Origin of the sequence: Stenotrophomonas oahuensis, from assembly GCF_031834595.1 — a bacterium.
Lineage (GTDB): Bacteria > Pseudomonadota > Gammaproteobacteria > Xanthomonadales > Xanthomonadaceae > Stenotrophomonas > Stenotrophomonas oahuensis.
In genome coordinates this window covers 3,395,971-3,416,522 of sequence record NZ_CP115541.1, presented here as the reverse complement: position 1 = coordinate 3,416,522, position 20,552 = coordinate 3,395,971, and the positions used below count along the sequence as shown (strand labels likewise).

General features: G+C 65.7%; 13 protein-coding genes. 4 read left to right on the top strand and 9 right to left on the bottom strand.

All coding sequences use genetic code 11. The features are described from left to right. Positions 1-107 precede the first annotated feature (107 nt). Positions 108-812 carry a hypothetical protein gene (locus PDM29_RS15260; RefSeq protein ID WP_311190924.1) on the bottom strand — a complete coding sequence of 235 codons (705 nt, stop codon included), beginning with the start codon at positions 810-812 and terminating at the stop codon, positions 108-110. A gap of 527 nt (positions 813-1,339) precedes the next feature. On the opposite strand from PDM29_RS15260, the gene PDM29_RS15255 reads away from it, so the two are divergent. Then, positions 1,340-1,540: a hypothetical protein gene (locus PDM29_RS15255; protein ID WP_311190923.1), complete on the top strand. Its 201-nt coding sequence runs from the start codon at positions 1,340-1,342 to the stop codon at positions 1,538-1,540. 7 nt (positions 1,541-1,547) lie between these two features. Here PDM29_RS15255 and PDM29_RS15250 read toward each other — a convergent pair whose 3' ends face one another. Beyond that, positions 1,548-2,561 carry a serine hydrolase domain-containing protein gene (locus PDM29_RS15250; RefSeq protein ID WP_311190922.1) on the bottom strand — a complete coding sequence of 338 codons (1,014 nt, stop codon included), beginning with the start codon at positions 2,559-2,561 and terminating at the stop codon, positions 1,548-1,550. Positions 2,562-2,932: 371 nt separating this feature from the next. On the opposite strand from PDM29_RS15250, the gene PDM29_RS15245 reads away from it, so the two are divergent. Further along, the gene (locus PDM29_RS15245; protein WP_311190921.1) at positions 2,933-10,066 is read left to right on the top strand and encodes a hypothetical protein; all 7,134 of its coding nucleotides are present in this window, start codon (positions 2,933-2,935) and stop codon (positions 10,064-10,066) included. A 90-nt stretch (positions 10,067-10,156) separates the two neighbouring features. Then, complete coding sequence (locus PDM29_RS15240) at positions 10,157-11,029, top strand: endonuclease/exonuclease/phosphatase family protein (RefSeq protein WP_311190920.1); 873 nt, start codon at positions 10,157-10,159, stop codon at positions 11,027-11,029. A gap of 140 nt (positions 11,030-11,169) precedes the next feature. Here the strand turns inward: PDM29_RS15240 and PDM29_RS15235 are convergent, their stop codons facing one another. From PDM29_RS15235 to PDM29_RS15205, 7 genes are all read right to left on the bottom strand, one after another. Next, a complete protein-coding gene (locus tag PDM29_RS15235; protein WP_311190919.1) occupies positions 11,170-11,424 on the bottom strand; it encodes a hypothetical protein in 255 nt (84 codons plus the stop codon). A gap of 152 nt (positions 11,425-11,576) precedes the next feature. Continuing rightward, complete coding sequence (locus tag PDM29_RS15230; RefSeq protein WP_311190918.1) at positions 11,577-13,007, bottom strand: efflux transporter outer membrane subunit; 1,431 nt, start codon at positions 13,005-13,007, stop codon at positions 11,577-11,579. Next, the gene (locus PDM29_RS15225; RefSeq protein WP_311190917.1) at positions 13,001-13,738 is read right to left on the bottom strand and encodes an SDR family oxidoreductase; all 738 of its coding nucleotides are present in this window, start codon (positions 13,736-13,738) and stop codon (positions 13,001-13,003) included. Before PDM29_RS15225 ends, PDM29_RS15230 begins: the two co-directional genes overlap by 7 nt. A 25-nt stretch (positions 13,739-13,763) precedes the next feature. Further along, complete coding sequence (locus PDM29_RS15220; RefSeq protein WP_311190916.1) at positions 13,764-16,937, bottom strand: efflux RND transporter permease subunit; 3,174 nt, start codon at positions 16,935-16,937, stop codon at positions 13,764-13,766. Between the two features lie 129 nt (positions 16,938-17,066). Then, positions 17,067-18,266: an efflux RND transporter periplasmic adaptor subunit gene (locus PDM29_RS15215; RefSeq protein ID WP_311190915.1), complete on the bottom strand. Its 1,200-nt coding sequence runs from the start codon at positions 18,264-18,266 to the stop codon at positions 17,067-17,069. 79 nt (positions 18,267-18,345) lie between these two features. Beyond that, entirely contained in the window at positions 18,346-19,116 is a 771-nt protein-coding gene (locus tag PDM29_RS15210) for an SDR family NAD(P)-dependent oxidoreductase (RefSeq protein WP_311190914.1), read from the bottom strand. Next, positions 19,113-19,340 carry a hypothetical protein gene (locus PDM29_RS15205; RefSeq protein WP_311190913.1) on the bottom strand — a complete coding sequence of 76 codons (228 nt, stop codon included), beginning with the start codon at positions 19,338-19,340 and terminating at the stop codon, positions 19,113-19,115. Before PDM29_RS15205 ends, PDM29_RS15210 begins: the two co-directional genes overlap by 4 nt. A gap of 143 nt (positions 19,341-19,483) precedes the next feature. Between PDM29_RS15205 and PDM29_RS15200 the strand changes: the two genes are divergently transcribed. Continuing rightward, positions 19,484-20,506 carry a LysR family transcriptional regulator gene (locus PDM29_RS15200; RefSeq protein ID WP_311190912.1) on the top strand — a complete coding sequence of 341 codons (1,023 nt, stop codon included), beginning with the start codon at positions 19,484-19,486 and terminating at the stop codon, positions 20,504-20,506. Positions 20,507-20,552: the final 46 nt, after the last annotated feature.

The window sequence follows — 20,552 nt, the reverse complement described above, 5'->3', positions numbered from 1 at the left end:
TGGTCATGCGTTACGGAAGTAACGATTGCCATCGGCAGTCGTCTGTCGACCGACTCTACCCGCGTCCCGGCGCGTTCCAATGCGTCGCGCTGCGGCACTTGGGCAGATCAGGTCACTACGCGCTTCTGCACGAAAGCATGCTTCAAGCCTGGCATCCGGGCCACCAGCCGCTCACCCTCCTCCACCTTCATCCGCCCACAGGCATCGACCACCAGGTGCTCCAAGGCCGGGAACAGGTCTGGAACCGCAGCCAGACTGCTCATGTTGCGGCATTGATGAATCCCCAACCTGCGCACGTTGGGAAGCACCGGCAACCCCTCCAGGCTGGCAGGATTGCACCAGTGGAGGCCAAGCTCCTGCAGGGTGGTCGGCAATTGCAATCCGGCGAAGCTGGCGTGTTTGGGGGCATACCGCCACAGGTGCAACATTTCCAACGACAGGGTCTCCACGCCGGTGTCGCGCGCACGGTATTCCCACACCATCTCCCGGAGTGAAGGCAGTCGTTCGAACGCGATGGGCGGGCGTCGCGGGTGGATGCCGAAACTCTCCAGCTGCTGGAGCGCGTATAGGCCGTCGATGTTCTTCAGGTGGATGTCCCAGAACCACACATGCCGCAGGTTCGGAAGCTGTTCCAGTGCATCGAGGGACGTCTCGTTGAACCCGAAGCTTGGGCTGCCGAAGACATCCAGGTAGTTACGCGACTGGACCTCTTCGATGCAGGCCTCGATCATGGACGATTCGAGCCCGAGTCGCGTACCGCCAAGGTACGCGTCGTGGTTGAGGAGGAAACGGCCTTCCCGTGCGATGGGCATGTGTGCAGTCCTTGGCTTGGATTCAGGTGGTGTGTCTGAACCCGATTCTAGGGCTGATCAGACGGAACACGCCATCCGCCGGGTGGCGTCGCGGCGTTCGGGTTGATTGCGTCGTTCTGCGCGACACTCGTTTGCCACGCATCTCGACGTGCGCAGAACGTCGCGAACTACGCAGAATGCACCAATCCAACCGGTGTCACAGGTCATTAGCGACATGATTCGTGTTGCAGCACACAACGCGACGGGGCCCGATAGACGCTGCCTATTTCCATTGCATCGCGGTGTCGCGCAGGCTTGTCGGACGGGGCGTCGAAACCCCAACAGATAGAGTGAGCGTGACCCGAGTCGGGAGGGTGGCTAATACAACACCCTCAATGGGGGAATACGCCCGCCGTTTTCTACTCTACCTGTACGGTTTCGAACCTCCCGACCCCTTGCCGTCCGGCAAGGGGGACTACCGGAAGGAGATTCACGATGCAGATGCAGTTCGCAGGCGCGTTCGAAACCCCCAGCTGGAGGCACACCCCATGAGCAAAGATGTTGTGATGAAGGTACACCTGCCGCATGAACAGCGCTGCCAGTTCCGCGAAGCCGCGCGCCGTTCCCACATCCACCCGTCGAACGCGCTGAAGAAGCTGGTGCACGCTTACATCGAGCTGGACAGCGAACCGACCACGGTGCAGGTCACCGTGACCGTCGACAAGGCAAGTGGCAAAACCGGCGCGTAACCCGGCGCTACGGGGTCGCGGCCAGCAATGCCTTCAGAATCGTCTCTGAACGTCGTTGGCCGTACCCCTTGCCGTAGGCGCTGGAGGTGATGGCCACCACCATCTGCCGGCTGGGTACCACGTAGATCTTGTTGCCACCGTTGCCGGAGGCGAAGCGCACCGGAACCGGCGTACCGTTGATGTCGTGGGTCTTGGCGTACCAGTAGTAGCCATAACCATCCGCATACGGATCACTGTCGCCAATGGCCACATGCGGGGTCAGCGCATCGCGCAGCCATGCGGCGCTGACGATGCGCCTGCCCTGGTACACCCCGTCGTTCCGCACCATTTCGCCCAGGATGGCGAAGTCACGCGCACGCAGTGAGAGGTTGCCCTGCCCCTTGGTGATGCCGGAAGCGTCACGCGCCCACTGCCAGCGCTGGATGCCGAGCGGCGCAAACAGGGACTGGCGAGCGAACACGTCCATCGGCTTGCCGACAGCCTCGGTTACCACCACACCGGCCACATAGCTGGTCAGCGAGTTGTAGCGATACACCGTGCCCGGGGGCGCAGCGCGCGGCACATTCAGCACGAACGCCTTCGGGTCGCGGGCGGCATCCATGCGGTCCTCGTTGCCGGGCGAAGACGCCTCTTCGTCATCGGCCGCCAGCCCGGAGCGCATGCTCAGCACGTCGCGAAGCGCGACGGGCCCGATGGCGCTGCCCGCCGCCTGCTTCCAGTAGCGCTGCACCGGCTGGTCGATCTGCAGCCGGCCCTGGTCGCGGGCAATGCCGACCAGCAGCGCGGTGACGCTTTTGCCGGCCGAGCGCACGTCGTGCAGTTCCTCGCGCGTGGCCCCGTTGTAGTAGCGCTCGGCCACCACCTGCCCCTGCTGCATCACCACTACCGCGCGCAGGTCGGGATGCTCGGTCTGATCCCAGCGCGCGAGTACGGCGGTCAATGTTTCAGAGGGCGCAGCCGGGGCTGCGTGTGCGCCGAGGGCAGCTACCGCACTCAACAGCAGGCACGACAGACGCAGCATGGCGACGCTCCTGGACCGGAATGCCGCTGACCCTACGGGCTTGGCGCAGCGCCTGCCCCTGCCATTGGTCCTGTAAACCTTTTCGGCACAGGCATTTCAAGCCCTTCGCGAACTTTTCTGATTATTCCTATTAAGTGCGCGCCCGCCTGCGGTGATCGTACGCGCTCCCTCCGCGCGGCATTCGTACAATGAATCACACCTCCCCCGCCTCCTCTGCCACTTCGACCCCGCGCTCGACGGCGTCGTTATCGCGCCCGGATCCCCTGCAGGAGTTACCACCGGCGGTACCCGGCCCTTCCCGGTTGCATCATCTGCATAACCGGGAGGGCATGGTGCCGCCCATTGTGATCCCCTCCCCGGCCGTTCCTTCAATGAACAGCTTGATCGGCGCGCCGGCGGCGCAGTTCGAGCTGCTGTCGCGACTGTTGGCCGAAGGACCGGTCACGCTGGATCTGCTGCAGACCATGGTGGCCGCAGAAATCGCTGGCACGCCCCTGGCCTGCCTGCTCGGCGACCACCTGGCGGCACGCTGCGAACTGCCGGCAACGATGCCAGAGGCCGAGCAACAGGTGTGGCGCGAGGTGTTGCTGCATGCGCTGCGGCTGCCTGCGCTGCAGTGGGAAGTGGCCATGCTGGATCTGCGACGAGACTTGAGCCATGCGCAGGCGCAGGGGCACCCGCTGCTTTCCGCACTGCGTGATGCGCTGTATCGGCCACAGCACATGACGCGGCAAGCCTGGCAGGCAATGCTCGCCGCTGAACCCTTAAACGACAGCCTGGCACTGGCGCTGAAGCTGCAGCACGAGGAGCTGGCGAGCTTTGACATGACGGCGCGGGGTGAATGGGCAGCCTCGCAGTTGAGGACACTGGCCCCCCAGGCCGACGACACCCGTGTGCAGACCGCGCTCCGTTCCATGCGGCAACGTGAGCAGATGGAACGGGGATTGCTGGATCCACGCGTAGGCCTGCAGCACCTGATTGAACACAACGCCGCTCCAATCAGCACAATTGAACCCCGTTCGCCGTTGGCGGCTGCGGCCGGCCCCACCCCGTTGATCAACGGTGACACGTCGCCCACCGGCTGCGCACTGGGCACCCTGATGGTGGAGACCGCACTTTCAGCAACCTGGGCCCACGAGCCGAACGTGACGCCAGTAGGCCGCTACAACACCGCCGCCCGCCTGCTGACCACGGTGCTGTATTCCCCGTGGAATCTGATGCACGTCAGCCAGGCAGTGGCAGCCTGGGGCCGGCCCGTCACCGTGGATGCCTGCATGCCGGCACCGGCCGATGTGCCGGCTGCCACACACGCCGAAGCGGTGAACGTGTTCCGCACCGCGGTCGACGGACTGAGCCGGCACACCACGCCCAACGCCGTGACCGACAGCACTGCGTTGATGCCCTGCACTCCCGAGAGCCGCTTTATGGCGGGTCGGGACGTGGAACAGTCCGGGCAGATCGTCCGCTTCCTGCACGGCCAGCAACGGGAAGCCACCACGGTGAAGCAGGCCCGGGACGCACTCGCCCACCTGTTCGGCATGAAGGCCGGCTCCGCACCGCCGCCGACCTCGCAGAACGCGCCAGGCACTACGTTGAACCCACGTGACCTGCGGACGGCCTGGCAGCCCCCTCGGGCGCGCGCCGGCGCATTGACTGATGAGGGCCAATACCCTGCCGTGCAACCGGCAGCCCCGACACTTCTGCCAGGTGCCGGCGCGCAGCTGTACGGGCAGATGGCCGGCCCCGTGCCGCTGCTGCTGATGCAGGGCTTGATCGACCACATTCCCAGCCGGTCGTGGTGGCACGCGATTCCGGGTTACACCCCACATTCGGCGCAGGGGCTGCTGCAGAGCATCAACGACCTTCTTGCATTGGGTGGCGAGCAGCCGCACGGACGACCACCAGGTGTCGATGCACTGGAGCGCTTCTTCGGCACCGCGCAGGGCACGGCGCTGTTCGATGCGCTCAATCAGCTGCCGGAGTTATCGACCTGGCAGGAGTATGAGATCGAACGCGGTGGGGTGGAGGCGCAGATCTATTTGTTCATGCGCATGCTCAAGCAGCTGATGCGCGCGGTGCACGCGCGAAGCGGGACGCCGAACGATGCGGTGCATTCGCAGACCGAACATGATGCCTATTACGCGCTCGCCCGGATCGGGCTGGTGGCCGGTGAGCTGCTCACGGAGTACGACGACAAAGCACCCGATGCCGGCCGTACGTTCTTCCATCGGGTGGTGGAAAAAACCCGTCCGCCCGCGCTGCGTTCGCCCACGCCGGTGAACGGAACCGTGATCGAACAGCACGCCGAGCGGATGAAGAACGCACAGGCGCGGTTCTGCCCCCCGGTCAGGAATCCGGAGCTGCGCCAGTGGTGGGTAGAAACGCTCGATCCGCTGCTGGGCGACGATGGATTCGTGGCGTTGAGCGACGCCGGCCGCTGCCTGGCGCAGATCGCGGAAGTCTACAGCCGGGGGTTGTTCGGCAATCCGCCCGCGTATTGGCGCGAGGTGATGCCGACGATGGAGGAGTGGCGCGCACTGGCTGATCGCCTGGTCGGCGGTCAAACACTGACGCCGACCTGGGAATCCGCTGTGGGGGTTTACTTCCACGGTGCCGCCGGCATGTTGAACGAATGGACGCGGCGGCAGCAGAGGCGACCGCTGACCCCTGACGAGCTGAATCTGGGCGTGCACCTGCGTCGTCTGATTGAACCGTTGCAGCAGCTGTACAGTCAGCTGGAGCTGTCGCTGCAGGACGCTGACCCGTGGTATGCGGACAGCCTGCAGCACTTCCAGCGGTTCTATCAACGCGTCGGTAACCAGCTGTCGCCCCCCGGTGACGTGACGGCATCCTCGAGCGAAGTGGCTCCGCCGCTGCAGTTGCAGCAGTGGGTGGATGCACATGGCGGGCATGCCTTGGCACAGGCCATCTGTACGGCCGACGCGCTCAGCCTGCGCGACGGTCTGGCCAACGCGATCCAGCGCGCCCTCATCACCGTCAACGCCGCAGGCAGCAACCTGGACGCCTGGACGCTGATCGTGCAGGGACCGCGCCTGCTGCAGCAGTGGCTGGAGAGCGCGGAAGGCCACACCGCCGTTGCCCGCTGGGTAGACGCGGTGAGAGACAGCACGGTGCACAGCGGCGCGGTGGACAAGAAGGCGCGGGCCGGCTGGCAGGTGCACGCCGCGTTGCTGCGCAAGGCCATCCTGTCGCAGCTGCCGCCCAGCGTGCAGCAGAAGATCGTCGCACTGTTGGAGGTACCGGGCCTGTTCGCCGGCGGCGCGGCACCGGTGCTGACCCTGGCACAGGCGCTGGCCGAGGCCGACCCGCTGCTGTTGCGTGAGCCCGAACAGGCACTGCTGCTGGCGTTGGCGCTGCTGCCCACGGAAGCCCCTGCGAATGCGCAGCGCATGGCGTTGGGCTTTCCGCTGTGGCCGCAGCAATCACCTGAAGTGCCTGCAACCAACGGCACCGGCCTGCTGCTGGAACGCTGGTTCCATCCCCCTGCTCCGGGGCCGGTGAGCACCCCACTGGACACGTCCGCCCTGCCCGAGCTGCACACGCTGCTGCGGCACTGGGGTCTGGATGTGCTGCACAGCAACGATCCTGATCGCGCCCTGTCCCCGTCCGACCTGTGGGACGTGATGTCGCGTACGCAGGGGTTCGCGCAACTGGGTCAGCTGCTGCTGAACCAGACCGACTGGATCGGCGCGCATGAGAACAGCCCGGCGTCGCCGCAGGGTGCGCAGATCATCGTCGCGCAGGCGCTGCTTGAACACTACGTCGGCCACGCGCAGATCGACGCACTACGCGCCGACCTGAACAATCCGGCGCACGTGCACCGCACCTTCGTCCAATGGCAGGCACACGTGGGAGCACTGCTGGCCAAGCGCCAGCCACACGCACCACCTGCCGCACGCGGCCTGCTGCAATGGCTGCTGCTGAGCGAAGTCCAGCAACCGGCATTGCTGGTGCGAAACATTCCGGAAGGGCTCAGCCCCGCTTCGCTGGCCGGCAGCACCTTCCTGCACAGCGTTGCGCTGCTGGAAGCGCTGCAGCCCGGTGCCAGCGGCAGGGTCAGCTATATGCAGGTGGCCGGGCTGGCCGCGACGCTGTCGGCTCCTTCATCGCAGCCCGGCGCGCACGATGACCTGCATGCCAGCTGGGCGCGCGCCATGCTGCACCCGGCGCTGCTGTACGCCGTCGCACATGGGCAGCTGCCAGGACTGACACGCCTGGACCAGGTGACCCCGGCACAGGCCAGCAGCGCGCTGGACTACCTGAAGAAGGCACAGGATGCGCACGCCGCGCATCTGGCCTTGATCGCCCAGGCACCGCCGACGCGCCGCAAGATCGCCGAACAGAAACTCAGGGAGACCGGACTGGACCCTGCACTATGGTCGCTGCCGGTCGACAAGATCGGCACACTCGTGCTTGGCGCGCACGGCATCACCCCTGGCAAGACCCTGCAGCAGCAGGAAGACGTGGTGACGCTGGTGATTCCGGAGGCGACCATCGCGCTGGATGGCTCGGTGAAAGCGCTGCTGAGCGTGAGCGACTCCCTGCTCGACCTGATTGCCGCTGATGCCTATCTCTGCACGGGCCGGTCGACCACCCTGCAGCGATTCGATGATGCATTCGCGATGTACCGCACCGCGGTTGAACAGGGTCTGGCCGGGCTGATTGAAGAGCTGCTGCAGACGCTTTCGCCGGAAGACCAGGCCGTGCTGCGCACCAGCCAATGCACACCGATGCAGGTTCACGCGTTCGATCAGGACGCCACCCAGGGCCTGCTGCTGCGCTGCCAACCGGGCGGCAACGCCGAACCGGTGTACTTCGAGATCCTGCCGCGCGCCGGACTGATCCGGCGTGCGGTGGTCGACCCTCACCTGGGCCCGTGCGTGGATGCGCAGGGGCTGATTGACGGCAGCCTTGCCATCCATCGCGCGGACCGGCTGGATGCGATCCGCGAACTGCAGCTGACGCCGCTGTCCGGCGCGGCAAGCATGAGCGACCCTGACGCCATGCACGTACTGGCGGTGGCGGCTGCCAAGCCGTTGTGGGATGCACGCCTGGATGAAGTCAAGAAACTGGAACTCAACCAGCTCACCCCATTGGAGCAGGTGCTGGACAAGGAAGAAGCGCTCCTGAAGAAGGTGGCCGAGTTCACGATTCCGTTCTTCGCCTGCGGCGAGGACCTGATGAACGGCGAAACAGGTAAAGCCGCACTCGACTGCAGCGTGGACGTGCTGGGCAATCTGATCCCCGGTGCCAGGTTCGCAGGCAGCATGGTGCACATCGTGGCCGCGGCCGGCGAACACACGGTGGTGTCGCTGGCCGAGCATACCGGCAAGGCGCTGGGTACCCTGGCCGGCGAGCTGCTGCGCAACAGCGGTGCCGGACTGATCCATGACCTGGGAAAGGGTGCGTGGCGGCTCGGCGGACAGGCGTGGGAGCAGGCGCTGCGCGGTGCCGGCTGGCTGCGTGGCGTGCTGCGTGGCGAACGCGCACTGGGCGCAGCGGCACACGCCGTGGAGGCCGAGGTCGCGGTCGGCACGGCCACGCAGGAACTGCTGACCTCATTCGAGCTCGATTTCGGGATTGACGATGCCACGGTGGCGGTAGGCCAGGTCGATGCCGGGCCGATGACGCTGATGATCAGCGGGCCCGACGGCTGGTATCGCTTTGATCCCATTGCCGGTGCCGCCTATGGGCCACGACTGCAGCAGGTGAGCCTGGTCCACCCGCTGCCTGAGTTCATTCCGGGCGAGGTCGTGGAAGACGGCGTGCACCTGCAATTGGGCGACGCCACCGATGCACGCTTCGTGGAGCACGGCAACAACCAGTGGGAAGTCTGGATCGGTGACAGCCGGTATCTGCTGAACCCCAGCGACGGTTCGCTGCAACTGCGCGAGGTGCATGGCGGCGAGATCGGTGAGCTGCAGGAACTGGATGCCACCGGCTGCCGGGAGCCGCGCGGCGTGGAAAGTGTAGAGACCGCGGAATCGGCTGCGGGCTGCATCCGGCCGACCCAGCTGCGTTTCGTGCCCGACCGTCTGGTTCCGCTGCCGGAGTCACCGACCTCCAACGAACTGCTGCCTCACGCGTTCGGCTATCGAAGATACAGCCCGGCCGACATGAAACCGCTGGACGGATTCACCCTGCCCAGTGGCAAGACACAGAAGCCGGTGATGGTGCACGACGGCAAGCTGCAGAAGTGGGACTCAAGGACATCCCCGCAAGGTCGGGAGATGCCGCCCAAGCTGGAGCCGCTGACGCCGGAAGAAGAGCAGGCGCTGGGGGTACCCGAACAGGTGAAGTACCTGTCCCGCATGGAAGGCAAGCTGGTACCGGATTCGCTGCTGGGTCTGGACAAGGACACCAGCCCCTTCGACCGCATGCGCGTGAACCGCAAGGTGCCCGTCATCAGCCTGGGACCGATCGCGGAAGGCGTGCAGGACAGCCGTGAACTACGCGGCGTGCACATGCTGGTGGACGGCAAGCCGTCCATCTTCATCGAGCCGGATCGCGGCGTGTACTACGTCGCACCCGTGCCGGACTATAGCGGTGACACGCTGCACTTCGTCCCGTTGACGAATCCCGACGACATCGCGATGTACCTGCGGCAGTCCGAACGGAACCGGTTGCTGCGCGAGAACCCGCAATCGGTGCAGGTGCAGCGCAACATCGCGGAGATGACCTTCAACTACCTGCGCCCGGGGTTCGAACCGCACGAGCTGGAACTGTACGACAGCTATGAGAAGTACGCGGCCTACTGTGAAAAGAACGGAAAGCCGAACGAGGTGAAGCAGTTTGCCCAGAGGGTGTTCTCTGGCGGGCCCGAGCAGAAAGAATTCGTCTCCCTGAGCCGGCTGCTGATCCCGGACTGGAAGGCGCTGCAGGCCTGCTCGCAGGAAGAACTCCAGCACGTCGCCGACATGCTCAACAGCCTGCTGCCGGTGAAGGGCAAGGAGGCGGAATGGGTGCCGCTCACCGCCGACAGCCTGATGTTGCCGGAAACGGCGCAGCAGCTCATCAAGCACGTCAGCGGTGCGAACTTCGCGTACGCCGAGGTGAAAACCACGAAAGGCACGATTGTGATCGGATCACTCTCTGGCGGTAAGCTTGCGCGCAGGCTCAATCTGAACCTGCCGGAGTCGACCGCCGGCACCCGCTACGTGGATGCGCGCGATGCCGCCGTCCCGGAGAATCCGGCATTCGCCACCCTGCCGGTGCTGCGTACGCCGGAGGGGCGAGCCATCGTGTTCGACCGCGGCGGCGATTCGGAAAACTGGATCTTCCGCTACCTGCTGTCACTGCTGGACTCAAAAGACCCCGCTGTGCGCCTGCTGGCCAGCGACATCCTGGAGGTCAAGCTGGTGAGCTTCCTCAATACCTGCTCCAACTGTGGCGGCGTGGTCCTGCCCACCGTCATGCAGGAGCTGGCGAAGCGGGCATCCAAGCCGAAGGCTTCGGTCCGGTATCTGCTCGAGTATGAGAAATGAGAAAAATCGACATTTCGCCAACCCGCGCATAGTCGCCGGCGCGCAACCGTGCGACGCTTGGAATCGTTTTCATGGAATGGAGGGATTCCAATGCGGTCGATTCGAAAGCGCCACGCCCTGTGGCTTGCGTTTGCCCTGGCGCTGCCCCTGGGCAGCGTGCAGGCCCGTTCACCCGCACCCGCAGCCGAGCCGCTGCGGGTGATGTCGTTCAATGTACGCACCCCGGTGGATACCGAGCCAGGGCGGCGCTGGGATGACCGTCGCGATGCGATGGTTTCCCTGCTGAAGGAAGAGAAGCCCGCCGTATTCGGCACCCAGGAGCTGGTGCAGAAGCAGGCCGAGTACCTGACTGCGCACCTGCCCGGCTACCGCTGGTTCGGCCAGGGGCGGCGTGGTGGTGACGGCGACGAACACATGGGCGTGTTCTATGACAGCGCACAGCTGAAGGTGGTGGAATCGGGCGACTTCTGGTTGTCCGATACGCCGGAGGTAGCCGGCAGCATCACGTGGGGCAATCTGTTCCCGCGCATGGTGACCTGGGCGCTGTTCGAGCGCGCGGCCGATGGGCAGCGCTTTTACCTGCTCAACACTCACCTGCCTTATCGGGATGAAGATGAGCCGCGCCGGGTGAAGGGTGCAAAGGCAATCGTGGCGCGCCTGCAGCAGCTGCATGCCGGAGTGCCGGTGCTGGTGACCGGGGATTTCAACAGCGAGCCGGGCAGCGAGACCTATGCGACGTTCACTGCGTCGCTGGAGGATGCGCGCAAGGTGGCGGCGAAGGTGGAGGGGCCGCGGCTGACCTTCCATGATTTCAGTGGTACGCCTACCACGGAGCTGGACTGGATTCTGGTGCGCGGGGTGAAGGTGCTGAAGTTTGTGACGCTGGATGACAAACCCGGCGGGGTGTTGCCTTCGGATCACTTCCCGGTGATGGCGGAGGTGGTGTTGCCCGCGGGGCGTTGATTGGCCGCGAAGCGTCGTAGAGCCGGGCTTGCCCGGCTGGCCGCGACCGATGCAAAAGCAGCCGGGCAAGCCCGGCTCTACGGGCATCGCGGCAGGCCGATTTGGCAGTCAAGGGCATTGCGGCAGGCCACGATCAGGGATCATGGCGATCGCGGCGGACTGCGCAGGCGCTCCAGTGCGCGACACAGTGCGAGGTGCTGTTCGCGTGCCTGGTAGATGCGTGCGCTGACGGCAAGGAACAGGCCGATCGCCACGACGCCGAGTTCCAGCAAGGCGTCAGGCAGACGCGCGAACCCCAACGTGACGGCCAGCACGGCCAGGATCAACAGCAGCACGACGCCTGCTGAAAGGCTCGCCGCGCCCATGCGATTGTCGTCCTGGTATTGCGGATGCATCGGCACACTTCCTGTGGTGGGGTGCCTATTTAGCCTTGTGACTGCGCAGCGCGTGAGAGGCAATGCCGTCAATGCGGCGTCGCCCTGCACGCGGTCGCGGGAAACACCTACACGAAGGGGAAGGACGGCGCTCTCCGCCCTTCCCCACCACCTCAGCGCATCGTGCCGGCGATAGCCGGCGGCGTGGCATCACGCTGCTGGCCCCAGCCGCCGAGTGCCTTGTACACGCCGACCACGCTGACGTTCACCGTCGACTCGGCAGCGGCCAGCGCATCGTCGGCCGCCAGCTGGGTGCGCTGCGCATCAAGCAGGGTCAGGAAATCTTCCGACCCTTCGCGATAGCGGATCTGCGCCAGCTGCTCGGCACGTCGTGCGGCCTGCGCCTGTTCGACCACGATGCCCAGCCGCGCCTGCTGCTTGGCGTAACGCGTGAGTGCGTTCTCGGTGTCTTCCAGTGCCAGCAGCACCGCCTTTTCATACTCGGCGGCCGCGCCGTCGGCCTGCGCCTTGCTTGCGCGCAGGCGTGCCTTCACGGTGCCGAAGTCGAATGCGGCCCAGCTGATCGACGGGGTCACCGACCAGGCCTTGTTGTTGCCGTTGACCAGGCCACTGGCGTCGCCGGACAGGAAGCCGACAAAGCCGCTCAGGCTGATTCGCGGGAACAGGTCGGCGGTCGCCACGCCGACCCGCGCGGTGGCGGCGGCGAGGCGACGTTCGGCACTGCGCACGTCGGCACGCTGGCGCAGCAGGTCGGTGGTATCACCGAGCGGCAATGCTTTCGCATACGCCGGCACTTCCTGCGGCTGCAGACGCGCATCCAGTGCATCCGGACGCTGGCCCAGCAACACGGCCAGGCGATGCCGCGATTGCACTTCGGCCACTTCCAGCAGCGGAATGTCGGCTTCGATCGCCTTCAACCGCGCACGACTGCTCTGCACATCCAGTTCGCTGCCAGCACCCAGTTCCCAGCGCGCTTCAGTCAGGCGCTGGGTCTCGCGCAGGTTGACCAGGGTACGTTGGGCGACGTCGATCCGCTTCTGGCTGCCACGCAGCTCGAAGTAGTTGCGTGCCACTTCAGCAGCGACCGTCACCTGGGCGTCAGCGAGGTTGTCCTGCTCGGCACCGAGATCGGCACGCGCCGCTTCGGCGGCACGGCGCTGGCGACCGAACAGATCCAGTTCCCAGCCGGCGTCGAAGCCAAGCTGATAGGTTTCGCTGAAGATGCGCTCGCCACCGGCCGTTGCGTCCGGCTGCTTGCGGCGGTCGTAACTGCCACCGGCGGTGACGTGCGGCAGCTGGTCCAGGCGCTGCTCGACGAACACCGCGCGCGCTTCACGCACCCGGGCCATGGCGATGCGCAGGTCCAGGTTGGCTCCGAGCGCATCATGCACCAGCCCTTCCAGCACTGGATCATCGAACTGGGCCCACCAGCTGGCCACCGGCGATGCGCTGGTGAACACCTCAGCTGTCGCTCCCTGCAGCACCACCGGCTGTGCCGGCGGTGCCTGGTAGTTGGGGCCAACGCTGACGCAGCCGGCCAGCAGGGCGCTGGTCACGGCCACGGTCAACACACGGATCACCATGGCAGCACCTCACCGAGGTAAGTGAAGCTGCCGTTCGGGCCGTCGGCACCGATCAGCGCCATGCCGACGCTGGAACGCGCGCCTTCGCTGATTTCGATCTCGCCCTCACCGCCGTTCATGTCGGTTTTCACGTAACCGGGGTGCACGGTGTTGACCTTGGTGGTGCTGTCGCGCAGCTCATAGGCCAGCTGCACGGTCCAGGCATTCACCGCGCTCTTGGAAGCGTTGTAGGCCGGCACCGCGAAGCCGTAGATCGGCGAGCCCGGCTGGCTGTGCAGGGTCAGCGAGCCGAGGATGCTGGATACGTTGACGATGCGGCCGGCCGGTGAAGCCTTCACCAGCGGCAGGAACGCGTTGGTCACCGCGACCACCGCGAACACGTTGGTTTCAAACGTGGTGCGCCAGGTGTCCAGACTCTGCTGCGACGGGGCCAGCGACGTGTCGTCGACCAGGATGCCGGCGTTGTTGACCAGGATGTCCAGATGGCCGTAGCGCTCGGCCACGGTCTTTACGGCGGCCTCGATGCTGGCGCTGTCGTTGACGTCGAGCTGGATGGCTTCCACCGGCAGGCCTTCGGACTGCAGCTTGAGGGCGGCAGCGACGGCGGTGTCGCGGTTGCGGCCGGCCAGCAGCGTGTGCACGCCGGCCTGGGCCAGCTGGCGCACGGTTTCCAGGCCGATGCCACGGGTGGCACCGGTGACGAGGGCGATCTTCTGGGTTTCAGTCGTCATTTCAATAACCTCGTGGGGAATGGAATCAGTGGTGGTGAACGGTGGGTGCGCCGTGGCTGACCAGCTGGCCGCCGCCCTTGCGGGTGACCAGCTTGCGCAGCGCCACGTAGAACACCGGGGTCAGGAACAGGCCGAACAGGGTGACGCCCAGCATGCCGGCAAACACCGTGATACCCGTGACCGAGCGCACCTCGGCACCGGCGCCATGCGACAGCACCAGCGGCACGGTGCCGGCGATGAAGGCGATGGAGGTCATCACGATGGGACGCAGACGCAGACGGCAGGCTTCCAGCGCGGCTTCGACAATGCCCTTGCCGCCCATTTCCAGTTCGCGGGCGAACTCGACGATCAGGATCGCGTTCTTGCACGCCAGGCCCATCAGCACCACCAGGCCAACCTGCACGAACACGTTGTTGTCACCGCCGGTCAACCATACGCCGAACAGGGCGGAAAGCAGCGTCATCGGCACGATCAGGATCACCGCCAGCGGCAGCGACCAGCTTTCATACAGCGCCGCCAGCACCAGGAAGGCGAGCAGGATGGCGACCGGGAACACGATGAACGCGGCATTGCCCTGGGTGGCCTGCTGGTAGCTCAGGTCGGTCCACTCGGTGGTCATGCCGGCCGGCAGCACCTGGCCGGCGATTTCGGTCAGCTTGTTCATGGCCTCGGCCGAGGACAGCAGGCGCGGGTCGGCTTCGCCGGCCAGGTCAGCGGCCGGGTAGCCGTTGAAGCGCAGCACCGGGTCGGGGCCGTAGGTTTCCTTCACGGTCACCATCGAGCCGATCGGCACCATCTCGCCCCGATTGTTGCGGGTACGCAGCTTGCCGATGTCCTCGACCTTGTCACGGAACTGGCCGTCGGCCTGGGCGATCACCTGCCAGGTACGACCGAACTGGTTGAAGTCGTTGACGTACGACGAACCCAGGTAGGTCTGCAGGGTGTCGAACAGCTCGGTCAGCTCCACGCCCTGGGCCTTGGCCTTGACGCGGTCCACTTCCGCATCCAGCTGCGGCACGTTGGCCTGGTAGCTGGTGATCGGAAAGGCCATGCCGGGGGTCTGCGCGACGGTGCCCTGCATCGCCTGCACGGCATTCTGCAGCGCACCGTAACCCAGGTTGCCACGGTCCTCGATGAACATCTGGTAGCCGTTGCCGTTACCCAGGCCGAGGATCGGCGGCGGCATCATCGCAAACGCGAAGCCCTCGCCCAGCCCGGCAATCTTCTGATTGATCTCGGCATTGATCTCCGCTGCGGTACGGCCGTTACGCTCGTTGAAGGGCTTGAGGGGAATGAAGGCGACACCGGTGTTCGGCGTGTTGGTGAACTGCAGCGCGTTCAGACCCGGGAACGAAATGGTATGGGCCACGCCGTCGGTTTCCTGGGCGATCTTGGCCACCTTGCGCAGCATTTCGTCGGTGCGGGCAATGGACGAGCCTTCCGGCAGCTTCACACCGGCGATCAGGTACAGCTTGTCCTGGGTCGGAATGAAGCCCGGCGGCACGATCTTGAAGATGAAGCCGGTACCGACCAGCAGCACCGCATACACCACGAACACCGCACCGCGACGGCCGAGGATCTTGGCCACGCCGCGCTCGTACTTCTCCGAGCTGGACTTGAAGAAGCGGTTGAACGGACGGAACACCCAGCCGAACAGACGGTCGATCAGGCGGCTCGGGGCATCCTTGGGCGCACCGTGCGGCTTGAGCAGGCGCGCAGCAAGGGCCGGCGACAGGGTCAGCGAGTTGATCGCCGAGATCACCGTGGAAATGGCGATGGTGACCGCGAACTGCTTGTAGAACTGACCGGTGACACCGGAGAGGAACGCCATCGGCACGAATACCGCGCACAGTACCAGCGCGATCGCGATGATCGGCCCGGACACTTCCTTCATGGCCTGGTGCGCGGCCGCGGTGGGCGACAGCCCCTCTTCAATGTTGCGCTCGACGTTCTCCACCACCACGATGGCGTCGTCGACCACGATGCCGATCGCCAGCACCAGGCCGAACAGGCTCAGCGTGTTGATCGAGAAGCCCAGCACGTACAGCGCGGCGAACGTACCCACCACCGACACCGGCACGGCGATCAACGGAATGATCGAGGCGCGCCAGGTCTGCAGGAACAGGATCACCACCAGCACCACCAGGGCGATGGCTTCCAGCAGGGTGGAGACCACGGCCTTGATCGAATCACGCACGAAGATGGTGGTGTCGTACACCGCTTCGTATTTGACGTCGGCCGGGAAGGTCTTCTGCATCTCATCCATGGTGCCGATCACCGCATCGCGGATCTCCAGCGCGTTGGCCCCCGGGGCCTGGAAGATGCCGATACCCACCGCGTTCTTGCCATCCAGCTGCGAGCGCAGGGTGTAGTCGCCGGCACCCAGCTCGACGCGGGCAACGTCGGACAGACGCACCACTTCGCCGTCTTCACCGGCCTTGAGCACGATGTCGCCGAACTCCTGCTCGCTGCGCAGGCGGCCCTGGGCGTTGATCAGGGTCAGGAACTGGCTGTTGGGCATCGGCTCGGCACCGAGCTGACCGGCCGAGACCTGCACGTTCTGCTCGCGCATGGCGCGGACCACGTCGCTGGCGGTCAGGCCACGCGCCGCCACCTTGTCCGGGTCGAGCCAGGCGCGCATGGCGTAGTCACCACCGCCGAAGATCTGCGCATCACCCACGCCCGGAATACGGGCCAGCGCGTCCTTGACGTGCAGGCGGGCGTAGTTGCGCAGGTACAGGGTGTCGTACTTGCCATTCGGCGAGGTCAGGTGCACCACCATCAGGAAGGTCGGCGACTGCTTCTGGGTGGTCACACCCTGGCGGCGCACGTCTTCGGGCAGACGCGCCTGCGCCTGGGCGACGCGGTTTTGCACCTTCACCGCGGCATCGTCCGGGTCGGTGCCCGGGCGGAAGGTGACGGTCATCTGCAGCACGCCGTCCGAACCGGCCACGGACTTGATGTACATCATGCCTTCCACGCCGTTGATCGCCTCTTCCAGTGGCGTGGCCACGGTTTCAGCAATCACCTTGGGGTTGGCGCCCGGGTAGACGGTACGCACCACCACCGACGGCGGCACCACTTCGGGGTACTCGCCGATCGGCAGGATCGGTATGGAGATCAGGCCAGCGGCGAAGATCACAATCGACAGCACCGCCGCAAAAATCGGCCTGTCGATGAAGAAACGGGAAAAGTCCATGAGGGGATTCCTGGAGGTTTTCGCCAACGCCGGCATGCAGGTCCCCGCCACGGCCGCTGGCGACCGTGGAAACGAGCTCCCCTGCATGGGGCGCGACAGATGTAGAGCCGGGCCATGCCCGGCTGCACGTTATTTCAAAGCAACCGCAGCTGCCGGCTTGGCTTCGGCCTGCATCGCCACGGCCTTGGCCTGCACCGGCATGCCCGGCATGAACACCTTCTGCACGCCGTCGATGATCACGCGGTCGCCGGCCTTCAGACCCTGCTGCACGATGCGCAGACCTTCGGCACCGCGACCGAGCACGATGTCACGACGCTGCGCGGTGTTCTTGTCGTCCACCACGTACACGTACTTGCGGTCCTGGTCGGTGAGCACGGCCTTCTCGTCGATCAGCATGGCCTCGAACTGGCCACTACCGAGCAACTGCACGCGGGCGAACAGGCCCGGAGTGAAGGCGCGGTCGGCATTGTCCAGCAGCGCACGCACGCGGATCGTGCCGGTGCTGCGGGTGACCTGGTTGTCGAGGAAGTCGACCTTGCCGGTGTGCGGGTAGCCTTCTTCACCGGACAGGCCGACCTTCACCGGCAGTTCGCTGTCACGCTCGCTCGGGCGCTCGCCCTTGCGGGCCATCTGGGAATAGCGCAGGAAGGTGCCTTCGTCGGCGTCGAAGTACACGTGCACGGTGTCCAGCGAGACCAGCGTGGTCAGCACGCTGGCGCTGTCGCCGGCGGTCACCAGGTTGCCGGCCGTCACCATCGCACGACCAGCACGACCGTTGATTGGCGCGCGCACCTTGGTGAACTCCAGGTTCAGCGCGGCGGCGTCGAGTGCAGCTTGTGCAGCCTGCACGGCGGCACCGGACTGGTCGGCGGCGGCGCGGCGCTGTTCCCAGGTTTCGGTGGAGATGGCCTGCTGGTCGGACAGCTTCTTGGCGCGGTCCGATTCGCTGCGGGCCAGGCTGGCCTGGGTGCGGGCACGGGTCAGCTCGGCACGGGCACGGTCATACTCGGCCTGGTAGCTGCGGGCGTCGATGGTGAACAGCACGTCCCCCTTCTTCACCTCTTCGCCTTCGGTGTAGTTGACCTTGTCGATGTAGCCGCTGACGCGCGGACGCAGCTCGACGCTCTGCACGGCTTCAACGCGGCCACTGAAGTCGTCCCACTGGCTGACCGGCTTGATCAGCACCGGCGCAGCGGTGACCTGCGGCGGCGGCGGTGCGGCGGTTTCAGCGTGGCTGCCGCTGCAGCCGACCATCACCGCCAGGGCCAGGGCGGTCACGGTACCCAGCGCAACGCGCCGGACAATCGGAGTAGAGGAAGAAAGGTTCATGGGAATCATCCGTAGGGGGTGGTAACGGGGAAGCAATTGCAACAGGGGGCGCATGTTCGGACCTCAACAATGGTTGAGGTCAAGCCATGTCGAGCGAGTTTTTCCAGGGTGCCGGGCCGCTCATCTTCAGCAGGCCCTTGGGCAGAACGCTGTCGCGCGTGTCACAGCGCAGGAACGGGCGGGTGTCGCGGCAGTCATCCAGCACGGACACCACGCGACGGCCGACTGCCAGCGCGCTGGGCCATTCGGCGCAGGCATTGGCGGCGTTGACCGGGGTACAGACCGGGTGCGCCACTTCCAGCATCTGCGCACGCACGCCGACACCCTGCGCTTCTTCGTGCAGCACCTGCACGAACATGCGCAGCGCGGCCGAAGCCACCGAGGTGTCGCCGTGGCCGGCCCAGGGGCGCATGCCGCACGGACTGCCGATGACCACGTAGTGGGCACCGCCGGCGCGCGGCTGCAGCAACGGCAGCAGGTGATGGGCGGCGTTGACGTGCGGCATCAGGTCGGTGTGCAGGCGCTGCTGCAGCCAGTCGGCGGACTTGTCCAGCAGCCGCGCCGAGCGCAGCGGTGCGCCGAGACTGGCGATCACAGCTGCAAGCGCACGCGGACGCTGGGCGACGCGTTCGGCCAGCGCGCGCGCCGAGCCATCGTCGGCTACCGAGCCCAGCAGGGTTTCCAGACCGGGTTCGTCAGCGAACTGCTCGCGCAATGCGGCCAGCCGGCCGGGGTCACGGCCGACCACCAGCACCGGGCTGCCGGCCTCCAGCAGCGCGGCGACAATACCCTGCCCCACGTTGCCGGTGCCGCCCAGCACCAGCACTTCGGGGGCCAGCGTCCCGCTCATGGGACTTTCACTCCCGCAACCGGGATAATCCCAATTCCGGCCAGTCGGCCGGGCTGACGGGGGGCGAGACGGACGGTGCCGCCACGCTGGGCCCGGGGAGCCGGGGTGAATTCGCGGAAAGCCTTGTCGGAGAACGGACCCGGGCGCTTCTCGACGGTCATGGCCAGGTCCAGCGAGGTGTTGTGGCCACCAAACATGTGGCCGAGAATGTTCCGCAGGCGCATGGCCAGGGTCCTTCAATTCGGGAATGGGGGCAGATTAGTCCTCAAACTCCCCCTTGATTAGTCCGGATTAAGGGGAATAATCGTCCCGTACCCGGCACAATCTTTCGGGCACTCTATCTCCATCCTCTGACCTGGACTCCGTCATGGCCCACGATCTCAACGACACGCTGATCTTCGTCAAAGTGGTCGAGCAAGGCAGCTTCATTGCAGCTGCCAACGCGCTCGGCCTGCCCAAGACCACGGTCAGCCGCAAGGTGCAGGAACTGGAAACGCGGCTGGGCGCACGCCTGCTGCACCGGACCACGCGGCGGCTGGGCCTGACCGAGGCGGGTTCGGTGTACCACGAGCACTGCCAGCGCATCGCGCGCGAACTGGAAGAAGCCGAAGGCGCGGTGAGCCAGCTGCAGTCGGGCCCGCGCGGCTGGCTGCGCTTCACGGTGCCCTACTCCATCGGCATCACCTGGATCGCGCCGCTGCTGGGGCAGTTCCATGCCCAGTACCCGGAGATCCAGCTGGACATGCACCTGGGCAATGAAAAGCTGGACCTGATTGCGGGCGAAGCGGACCTGGCGCTGCGGGTGGGTGCGTTGCCGGATTCGAACCTGGTGGCACGCAAGCTGGGCAGTCTGCGCACGCAGGTGTTTGCCAGCCCGGCCTACATCGAGCGTTATGGCGAACCGCTGCATCCGGACGAACTGCAGTTCCACCGCATTCTGGCGATGCGCAAGGCGCGCAACCTCAACAACAACCGGTTCTTCTGGCAGTTGGGTGAGAACGGCGGGGATCTGCGCGATTTCCCGGTGAATCCGCTGCTGGTGGCGAACGATCCGTCGGCATTGAATGGCGCACTGGTGTGCGGTGAAGGCCTGCTGCTGACCGGCGACGTGATGGCCAAGCCGTTCATCGAATCGGGCATGGTGCGGCGCGTGCTGGCCGGTTGGACCGGGCCGGAAGTAGACTTCAACGCGGTGTTCGCGGGCGGTCGACTGGTCTCGCCGAAGGTGCGCGTGTTCGTTGATTTCCTGGTGGAAAAGCTGAACTTCGACGCCAACTACATGCTGGCACAGTGCCCGGCGGCGAAGCTGGCCAAGCAGCAGCAGACGCAGGCGGAAGCGGAGCTGCAGGAGACCGGCAAGCGGATTCTGGAGACGGTGACCGCTGGGTAATGCCCGTAGAGCCACGCCCTGCGTGGCTGCGCTTGATGTCGGATCA

Excerpts from the sequence above, each read along its gene's own strand:
- PDM29_RS15260 (WP_311190924.1), bottom strand. The coding sequence starts at position 812 with ATGCCCATCGCACGGGAAGGCCGTTTCCTCCTCAACCACGACGCGTAC.
- PDM29_RS15255 (WP_311190923.1), top strand. The coding sequence starts at position 1,340 with ATGAGCAAAGATGTTGTGATGAAGGTACACCTGCCGCATGAACAGCGC.
- PDM29_RS15250 (WP_311190922.1), bottom strand. The coding sequence starts at position 2,561 with ATGCTGCGTCTGTCGTGCCTGCTGTTGAGTGCGGTAGCTGCCCTCGGC.
- PDM29_RS15245 (WP_311190921.1), top strand. The coding sequence starts at position 2,933 with ATGAACAGCTTGATCGGCGCGCCGGCGGCGCAGTTCGAGCTGCTGTCG.
- PDM29_RS15240 (WP_311190920.1), top strand. The coding sequence starts at position 10,157 with ATGCGGTCGATTCGAAAGCGCCACGCCCTGTGGCTTGCGTTTGCCCTG.
- PDM29_RS15235 (WP_311190919.1), bottom strand. The coding sequence starts at position 11,424 with ATGCATCCGCAATACCAGGACGACAATCGCATGGGCGCGGCGAGCCTT.
- PDM29_RS15230 (WP_311190918.1), bottom strand. The coding sequence starts at position 13,007 with ATGGTGATCCGTGTGTTGACCGTGGCCGTGACCAGCGCCCTGCTGGCC.
- PDM29_RS15225 (WP_311190917.1), bottom strand. The coding sequence starts at position 13,738 with ATGACGACTGAAACCCAGAAGATCGCCCTCGTCACCGGTGCCACCCGT.
- PDM29_RS15220 (WP_311190916.1), bottom strand. The coding sequence starts at position 16,937 with ATGGACTTTTCCCGTTTCTTCATCGACAGGCCGATTTTTGCGGCGGTG.
- PDM29_RS15215 (WP_311190915.1), bottom strand. The coding sequence starts at position 18,266 with ATGAACCTTTCTTCCTCTACTCCGATTGTCCGGCGCGTTGCGCTGGGT.
- PDM29_RS15210 (WP_311190914.1), bottom strand. The coding sequence starts at position 19,116 with ATGAGCGGGACGCTGGCCCCCGAAGTGCTGGTGCTGGGCGGCACCGGC.
- PDM29_RS15205 (WP_311190913.1), bottom strand. The coding sequence starts at position 19,340 with ATGCGCCTGCGGAACATTCTCGGCCACATGTTTGGTGGCCACAACACC.
- PDM29_RS15200 (WP_311190912.1), top strand. The coding sequence starts at position 19,484 with ATGGCCCACGATCTCAACGACACGCTGATCTTCGTCAAAGTGGTCGAG.